The 7320-nt window shown below is 61.5% G+C and carries 6 protein-coding genes and 1 tRNA gene; 5 read left to right on the top strand and 2 right to left on the bottom strand.

What is annotated here, in order from left to right; all coding sequences use genetic code 11:
- Positions 1–187: helix-turn-helix domain-containing protein (locus FJ319_14030; GenBank protein MBM3935386.1), on the bottom strand; the 187-nt coding region annotated here is incomplete at its 3' end.
- Between the two features lie 189 nt (positions 188–376).
- Between FJ319_14030 and FJ319_14025 the strand changes: the two genes are divergently transcribed.
- The 5 genes from FJ319_14025 (at position 377) to FJ319_14005 (ending at position 6042) form a co-directional block, all read left to right on the top strand.
- A tRNA-Ser gene (locus FJ319_14025) sits at positions 377–464 on the top strand.
- A gap of 127 nt (positions 465–591) precedes the next feature.
- Entirely contained in the window at positions 592–1746 is a 1155-nt protein-coding gene (gene sucC, locus FJ319_14020; protein MBM3935385.1) for an ADP-forming succinate--CoA ligase subunit beta, read from the top strand.
- 18 nt (positions 1747–1764) lie between these two features.
- Positions 1765–2652 carry a succinate--CoA ligase subunit alpha gene (gene sucD, locus FJ319_14015; protein ID MBM3935384.1) on the top strand — a complete coding sequence of 296 codons (888 nt, stop codon included), beginning with the start codon at positions 1765–1767 and terminating at the stop codon, positions 2650–2652.
- A gap of 13 nt (positions 2653–2665) precedes the next feature.
- Complete coding sequence (locus FJ319_14010; protein MBM3935383.1) at positions 2666–3544, top strand: hypothetical protein; 879 nt, start codon at positions 2666–2668, stop codon at positions 3542–3544.
- A 68-nt stretch (positions 3545–3612) separates the two neighbouring features.
- The gene (locus FJ319_14005) at positions 3613–6042 is read left to right on the top strand and encodes a VWA domain-containing protein (GenBank protein ID MBM3935382.1); all 2430 of its coding nucleotides are present in this window, start codon (positions 3613–3615) and stop codon (positions 6040–6042) included.
- On the opposite strand, the gene FJ319_14000 is transcribed toward FJ319_14005, so the two are convergent.
- On the bottom strand, positions 6039–6935 hold the full coding sequence (locus FJ319_14000; protein ID MBM3935381.1) for a hypothetical protein: 897 nt from the start codon (positions 6933–6935) through the stop codon (positions 6039–6041). The two genes, FJ319_14005 and FJ319_14000, sit on opposite strands and share 4 nt — an antisense overlap.
- Positions 6936–7320: the final 385 nt, after the last annotated feature.

Genomic DNA, 7320 nt, shown 5'->3' with positions numbered 1-7320 from the left:
GTCCTCGATTGCCATGGACCAGCCCTGCCGCTCCATCCTTCCGGTAGGTCGCCAGAAGCCTCCATACCTGGCGCTCCGATACCCCCAATGCCGTGGCAGCTTGAGCCTTTGTCAATCGCTTCTCAAGGACAGCGTTCAACACTACCGTTCGTTTAGCCTCTCTCTCGCTCATTGTCAGTTCTTTCATAGACTGACATTTTCACTGCTCCCTTAACCCCTGACACTATCACTGCACCAATGCACACGATTTCTCGCCGCAGTTGCCCAATACCGACTATGCGGATAAAATACCCTCGTTTTGCCCCGGTCGCCCAGGGGCATCGCCGCGTTGTGCCCGAACATGTCCGCTGGGCGCCGCGCGGGGCTATTCACACGCGGAGGGATGGCCGAGCGGTTTAAGGCGCTTGTCTTGAAAACAAGTTTCCCGAAAGGGAACGTGGGTTCGAATCCCACTCCCTCCGCCAGTACTGGCTGGCCCCATCAAATTCTCCTCTCCCCCTGGGATAGGATGTCCGGATCCGCGGACAGGTGAGGGTGCTCCTTGACGGCAGTTAACATATCTGAGCGGGCCTTTGGCCCTGGAGATGTACTTTGAAGATCCATGAGTATCAGGCCAAGAAGATCCTGTCCCAGGGCGGCGTGCCCGTGCCCAAAGGCATCGTGGCCGCAACCGCCGCGGAGGCGAAGGATGCCGCGGCGTCCATCGGCGGCAAGGTGGTGGTGAAGGCGCAGGTCCACGCGGGCGGTCGAGGCAAGGCCGGCGGAGTGAAGGTGGTCTCCACCCCGGCAGAGGCGGAGAAGGCCGCCGCAGGTATGCTCGGCAGGCAGCTCGTTACCTTCCAGACCGGCCCCGAAGGCGTCCCCGTTCGCAAGGTGCTCGTCGAAGAGGCCATCGCCATCAAGCGGGAGCTGTACGCGAGCATGGTCATCGATGGCGCCGCCCGTGGCGTCGTCGTCATGGCCAGCGAGGCTGGCGGCATGGACATCGAAGAGGTGGCCGAGAAGCACCCCGAAAAGCTCATGCGCATCGTTATAGATCCCGTCCTCGGCTTCATGCCCTACCAGGGCCGCAAGGTGGCCTATGGCCTCAACGTCACTGCAGAGCAGGTACGCCCGGTCGCTGACATGCTTTCGAAGCTCTATAACATCTTCCAGAAGAACGATCTGACCCTGATTGAGATCAACCCACTCGTTGTGACCGAGGACGGCCGCGTCCTCGCCGCCGACGCGAAGATCAACCTTGAGGACGACTCCCTCTTCCGCCACGCGGACCTGAAGGAGATGGACGACCCCGAGCAGATGGACGCCCTCGAGGCGCAGGCCGCGAAGTACGGCATCAGCTACGTGAAGCTGGACGGCGACATCGGCTGCATGGTCAACGGCGCGGGCCTGGCGATGGCTACGATGGACGTCACCCGCGAGGCGGGCGCCGGCCCCGCGAACTTCCTGGACGTGGGCGGCGGCGCCGACGAGGAGAAGGTCGCGCAGGCCATGAGGATCATCAACTCCGACCCGAACGTCAAGAAGGTGCTGATCAACATCTTCGGCGGCATCCTTAAGTGCGATATCGTCGCCAGGGGAATTCTCAAGGTATCCGAGGAGAATCCATCCGGCATGCGCCCGACGGTCGTCCGCATGCTCGGCACCAACAACGAGGAGGGACGCAAGCTCCTCGCTGAGTCCAGGCTGAAGGTCACTCTCGTTAACAATCTTATTGAAGCAGCCGACGCCCTCAAGGGCCGGTAGGGCTTGGAGCAGCGCTAGATGAGCATACTTGTAGATAAGAACACCCGACTGCTCGTGCAGGGCATCACCGGCAAAGAGGGCGGCTACCACGCGAAGAAGTGCATGGAATACGGCACGAACGTCGTCGCCGGCGTCACGCCCGGCAAGGGCGGAACGCTCTTCGAAGGCACAGTGCCCGTCTTCAATACCGTCGAGCAGGCCGTGGCCACAACGAAGTCCAACGCCTCGATGATCTTCGTCCCCCCGCCGTTCGCGGGTGACGCCATCGTTGAGGCGGTGGACGCCGGGCTAGGCGTCGTCGCCTGCATTACCGAAGGCATACCCGTGCACGATTCCATCAAGGTCATGCGCTACGTTCGCAGCCAGACGCACTCTCGCGTTATCGGCCCCAACTGCCCGGGCGTAATCACCCCCGGTGCAAAGTGCAAGATGGGCATCATGCCCGGCAGCATTCACAAACCCGGCAAGATAGGCGTCGTTTCCCGCAGCGGCACGCTGACCTACGAAGCCGTCGGCCAGCTCACCGGCCTGGGCATCGGCCAGTCCACATGCGTGGGCATCGGCGGAGACCCCGTCAACGGCACGACGTTTGTCGATGTTCTGAAGATGTTCAGGGACGATAAGGAGACCGAGGGCATCGTCCTCATCGGCGAGATCGGCGGCTCCCGCGAGCAGGAGGCCGCTGAGTACATAAAGTCCGAGCTAAAGAAGCCCGTTGCAGCTCTCATCGTCGGCCGCACAGCCCCTCCGGGCCGCAGGATGGGTCACGCCGGCGCGATAATCACAGGGAAGGCGGCGCGCGCAGACGACAAAATCCGCGCGCTGTCCGCTGCGGGGGCGGCTATAATCCCCACGCCTGCCCACATAGGACGCACAGTCAAAGAGATGATGGGCGTCAAGGCCTAAGGGGCGGGGGATAATGACTGAATCTCGCGAATTTATGGCGTATCTCAACGGATGGCTCGTTCCTCAGAGCCAGGCCATGGCCAAAATCAGCGAGGCTGACGTACGCCTTTCCGGCGGCTTTTATGACGCGGAAAGGACCTTTAACGGCAAGATATTCAAGCTCAGGGAGCATCTCAGGCGCCTCTATCATGGGATCAAGTACACCAACCTGGACCCCGGCATCACCATTGAGAAGATGGAGGACGCCACCAACGAAGTTATTGAGGCCGACAGGGCGATGTTCGGGGAGGATGTCGACTACCTGGTTAGCCAGGTGGTCGTCCGCAGCACAGTCGCCAACGGGACCAACGTTGCAATATACTGCCAGCCCCTGGACTTCACCAGTTTCGCATGGAGCTACGCCCGCGGCGTCAGAGTTATCACTCCGGTCACCTACTCGGTGCCGGCCAAGACGAACGTCAACGGCGTTGAACAGGAGACATACGCTCTCCTGACGGACGATGAAGGAAACGTGACCGAATGCCGGCACGCGAACTTCTTCTTCATAAAGAACGGCAAGCTCCGGCTGCCGGACCGCAAGAAGGTGCTCCCCGGCATCAGCATGGAGACGGCTCTCGAGATCGCGAAAGACCTCCGTATATCGGTGGAGGAAGGCGACTACTGCGCCACGGATATCTATGTGGCGGACGAGGCGTTCATAACCGGCACGCGTTTCTGCATTCTGCCGGTGGCTACCCTGAACGGCCTGACGATAACCGATAATGTTCCCGGGCCGGTTACGAAGGCGATCACGGACGCGTGGAGCGCTCGCGTCGGCGTTGATTTTGTGAAGCAAGCGCTGAATCATGTGCCTACCGAAGATACCCAGGTCATTGTGACAAGGACCCAGTGACGGCGCGCTGCGCCGTGATGTCGGACCCGAAGGGCAGAATTGTGAAGTAAGGCGTTTTCATCGGCCTCATGGCTCTGCTTGCCGCCGCATCCATTGCTTGCGGCGCTACCGGCTCGCCTTCCAACGATGACCTTCTCTCGCTGCCCACGCCGCTGAGCGATGAAGAGCCATTGCGCCCTCCCTCACTCCTCTCACCCAGAGATGTGATCGTCCCCACTGCGACTCCGACGACGGCCCCTGCCGCCGCAACCGCGGCCGCTGCGCCGCCGACGGCCACGCGCACCCCAACTGCCACCCCAACCGCAACGGCCACGCCGAGCCCGACGCCGCTGCCGACGAACACGCCGACACGCACGCCGTCTCCGACCGCGACGGCCACGCCAATTCCCCAGTTCTCTTTCTACGACGTTTCGGCCGCAGGCAGGGTGCCTAGACGAGTGGACGTCTCTTTTTCGCTCCGTGACCAGGAGGGCAGGGCGGTGGTTGTGCCTGCTGAGCAGCTACGTCCTGGCCTGAAGATATATGAGCTGGGGCCGGGGACGGACGGCTGGGAGGAGATTGACTACTCCGAGACGAGCGTTTTCGTTAACGCTGCGGAGGACCTGAAGCTTGAAGTCGTCTTTGTCCTGGACTTCACCAACTCTATGGTGAGGACGCGCACTTCGGATGGTCGCACAGGCGCACAGGCGGTCCTGGAGTCCTTCAAGCAGGCTGTGAATAGCCTGCCGGGTAATAACAGGATAGGGGTCGTGGAGTTCCACGACCGCAATGTTGAGCCGGCCGTACTTTCACCGCTCACCAGCGACAAGGCCGCGGTAATCAATGCAGTAGATGACTTCGAGGGCTCGCTGTTTGAGTCCGGAGCCTCCCGCGTTTGGGACGGCATCGCGACAGCAGTCGGGGTCTTCACGCCTGTAAACGTGGACCCGAATGTCGTACGGGCGCTGGTATTCATGTCCGACGGACGCGACACCAGCAGCTTCCTGGACAGGATGGGCGCCCGAGCAGCGGCGGAGCGGGAGGACATCCAGCTTTATGCCGTCGGCGTGGGCGACGTGTACCAGGAAGACGAGCTTCGCTCCATGGCGGAGGCCACAGGCGGCGGTTACTATATCGCCAGGGAGATCGGCGCGCTGCGCGACCAGTTCCAGGTTGTGGTCGATGATCTCAGGGGCCAGTACAGGGTCAGCTACATTACGCTCCGCCGCACAGTGACGTACGCAACAAAAGTAAGGTTCGACCTGCCATGGTCGCAGGGCGAGCTGATCAGCCCCGCGCTCAACGTGGCCGCCTTCTACGGGGCGGACACACAGGGGATCCTTACTTTCGATCCCACAGTCGTAGACACCGAAGCGGAAACAGTCAGATATGCCGTCAGGGCCGCGTGGGTGCCCCGGAACGTTACCGAGATACGCTTCAAGCCACAGACAGCCAGGCCCGTTGCCGTGAGCGTGGTCGGCGTGGAGGAGGGCGGCATTATAGGCGACTGGCAGGTAACCGGGCCGGACGATGCAGGCTATTTCAGCGTGAGGGGAGACCGGCCGATCGACCTTGGTGCAACGGGGCTCCTGTTCACGATCGCGGTCACGGAGTTCACCGCTGTGCGCGCGGATATCCCGGTCACTTTCGATAACTCCATTTACCCTTCGAACAAGAGCTTTATTGCGCCTGCTGCCGCCCTTGTGGGGATCCGGGTGCCGCCCTCCGGCCGCATTGCCTTCCAGTCCGACAGGGCGGGCAGGACTGACCTGTTCGCAATGGACTTCGCCGGCTCAGATGTCGTAAACCTTACGCAGACAGACGGCGTAGACGAGACCACCGGCTCCTGGTCTCCGGATGGGATCAGCCTTGTATTCGATTCCGACCAGGCCATCTGGCGAGACGTTTACATCGTGTGCCAGGATGGCACCGGCCGGGCCAAGCTCACGGAGAGCGCATCGAATAGCCGCCTGCCGTCGTGGTCCCCGGACGGCACGCGAATCGTGTTCGATTCCGACGGGGCGGGGAAGCGGGACATCTATGTCATGGACCTTGCGACTCGCACGGTCAACCGACTGACGAACGTTCCCGGCGACAATTGGTGGCCGGTCTATTCGCCTGGCGGCGAGAAGATCACATTCGTCTCGACGCGCAACGGCCATGCGGACGTCTTCGTGATGAACTCAGACGGCACGGGCCAGGTGAACCTGACGCCCGCCTCCGCGGGCGATTTCCGGCCTGTATGGTCGCCCGATGGCTCCAAGATAGCCTTCTACTCGGTCCGCGACGGCAACCGCGAGGTTTACGTGATGAACGCGGACAGTAGCGAGCAGACCAACCTGACGCGTCACGCGGCGGACGATTGGCACCCCTCGTGGTCACCCAACGGCGCATTCATCGCCTTCACGACGATCCGCGATGGCAATATGGAAATCTACATGATGTACTCGGATGGGGACCTGCCTGTGAACCTGACCAGCCACCCGGCCAACGACGATGCCCCTGTCTGGGGCCGCTAGGACGAGGGAGGGGGCGCGTAACCGCCGGAAGCATATACCTGGTCCGCCGGCAGGGTCACAAGGTAGCCGAGTGCCGTTTCCGGATAAGCCTGCAGGTATTTCTGGACCATTCTGTAGCCGAGTGTATAGCCGGTCCATGGGGGAATGCGGTCATTATCGCCGAATAGGAGCCTGCGGACCTCACCAGGGTTCGAGACGGCAAGCCTTCGGTGTATGCGCGGCCAGAGGTAAGCCTCGTCGTCCGGTCTGATTGCGTCTATCCACGCCGGCCGGATGTCCGGGCATACCTTCATTGCGAACGTATCCGCCATGCCTTCCACTATCATCGCGTCCAGCAGCGTCTCGGCCTCCTTCGACTTCACAAAGACCAGTTTGCCGCCCGTCACGCTCCTTGGGAAAAGCAGGTTGCGCACCAGGTGAAAGTACTCGTGGGCGATTGTGTAAGCCAGCCACCGCTGCCAACCCTCCGCCGGCCAGAGGAAGAGCGCCATCGCCTGCGAACCCATGCTGAAGCCCAGGACGCCGTTCATCTGGTTCACAAGCACCCGGCTTTGGCCGTCTCCGGGCAGCAGCACTACTTTTGACACCAGGTCCGGCCTTGAGATGTGCCGAGAGCACTCCGCCAGGGTCGCTTCGGCCAGTTCCTTGGGAGAACCCTCCTCAATCTGCGCTATGGCGTCGATAAGCTCATCAACCGCCGGGTCCCCCAGCTGCGTAATGGCCGTGCGCTCGCCCAGGTCCATAATAGACGGGTGGAGGAGCGAAAAGAGGCTGCGAACGTATTCGCGCGTGCCCGACTCGATGACGTTGAGGCCCTCCTCAAACGGCAGCGTTCTTGCCTGTTTGGCCAGCCTGGCCACAACCCTGTAGGCCGGGATGACGGTGATGCCCATGGCGTCCCCGCTTTATTCCGCAATTTGCGGGCTCACTGTACCAGCCCAAGAGAGATGCCACAACCACTTACGCATAGGGGGAACACGTATGTGCCTCGCCCGTTGTAGTTATGTCAATGCTCAATGACTTTGTCAGTCTTACTGCTCAGTGATTTTGTCAGTACGACTGGTTTTGGTTGAATCAGTCTCGATCTCCAAGGGTGATCTGGAGCCGGCTTTCGATCCTTGGGCGAGGAGATGGGCGTGCTGGAGACGGGTCCGTCTCCAGCACGCCCATCTCCTCGCTTGCCCGCCTGAGCTTTTCTTCGCCTTGCTCGCAGGACTGCGGGCCTCAGGGGAGCAACCGTGCTGGCCAGCTCACGCCCCTTGTGCATGACCACGATGC

This window comes from SAR202 cluster bacterium, from assembly GCA_016872355.1.
In the GTDB taxonomy this organism is placed as follows: Bacteria; Chloroflexota; Dehalococcoidia; order Lucifugimonadales; family VGZY01; genus VGZY01.
This window is presented reverse-complemented; position numbering and strand designations above follow the sequence as displayed.